This is a genomic window from Micromonospora sp. ATLC16, assembly GCF_057196645.1.
The window spans coordinates 1-1,204 of record NZ_JBXUOW010000162.1 but is presented as its reverse complement, the minus strand read 5'-3'; the positions used below and the strand labels follow the sequence as shown (position 1 = coordinate 1,204).

Genomic DNA, 1,204 nt, shown 5'->3' with positions numbered 1-1,204 from the left:
CAGGCGCTGGGCCGCGATCTGGGTACCGTCGCGGCGGACGACCGAGGCGATGGCGCGGGCTCGGGTGACCACGTCCGGTCGGAGGGCACGGTCGAGCGCGCTCGTCAGCGAGTCGGCGGTCATCCGGTGGGGTCCGCATGCCACCCCGAGACCCAACTGCTCGACCCGCCGGGCCCAGTAGTGCTGGTCGTACATCTGCGGAATGACGACGTGCGGGGCACCCCCGAGCGCGGCCGATGTCGTCGTTCCGGCGCCGCCGTGGTGGACGACGGCGGCGACCCGCCGGAACAGCGCCTGCTCGTTGACTTCGCCGACGGCCAGGCAGTCGGTTCCGTCGTCGGGCAGCCTCAGGTCGGCCCAACCCCGGGAGACGACGGCACGGCGGCCGAGCGCGCGGGCCGTTTCGACAGTCACCCGCCCGAGGTCCTCCCGCATCCGCACCATGCTGCTGAACCCGAAGTAGATGGGCGGTTCGCCGCTGTCCAGGAACCTGTCCAGCTCGGGGGGAAGTGGCCGTTCGTCCGGCAGGATCCAGGCACCGGGCTGGAACACGGCCTGGTCGGCGGGGTCGGGCCAAGGCCCAAGTGTCGGGTCCGCGGCCAGCCAAGGCCGGTCGGTGAAGACATGGCTGCGCACGTCGTCGAGCGCCGGCAGACCGACGGACGCCCGATGCTTGTTGAGCGTGGCCCTGAACATCTTGCTCATGTGTTCGGCGTCCCAGGCCCAGAGTTCACGGTGATCCGCCTGCGCCGGCGCCGACATCCCGTCGGGCAGCGGCACCTGCGGCGGTGCGTGGTGGGCCGACGGCAGCTGGTTCGGGCTGTACACCGCGAAGACGTACCCGATGCCGAGCATCTCCGCCACCGAGCGAACCGCCGTCAACCCAGGAGTCGCCGAGACCACGAGGTCGCAGCCGTCGACAGCCGCTGGGATCCGGTCGAACTGGGCGGCGACCTGCGCCTCGGCCATCGGACGCAACTGCTCCGCGGAGAAGGAGGCCGGCGGGCCGGTGGCGAGAGCCCGACGCATCTCGGGCCCGATCGGCGAGACGGGAATGCCGAGACCGCCGATCCAGCCCTGGAAGTCGGGCGGCACGCACATCCGCACCTCATGACCGAGAACCCTCAACTGCGTCGCCAACGCCAACAGCGGCTGAACGTCACCTCGCGACCCGACTGTCGTCAGCAACACGCGCATACGGAAA

1 protein-coding gene is annotated in these 1,204 nt (G+C 70.9%); it reads right to left on the bottom strand.

Annotated features, from left to right (window positions below):
• Window positions 1–1,197: glycosyltransferase (locus AC2CHE_RS26855; protein WP_484507610.1), on the bottom strand; the 1,197-nt coding region annotated here is incomplete at its 3' end.
• Window positions 1,198–1,204: the final 7 nt, after the last annotated feature.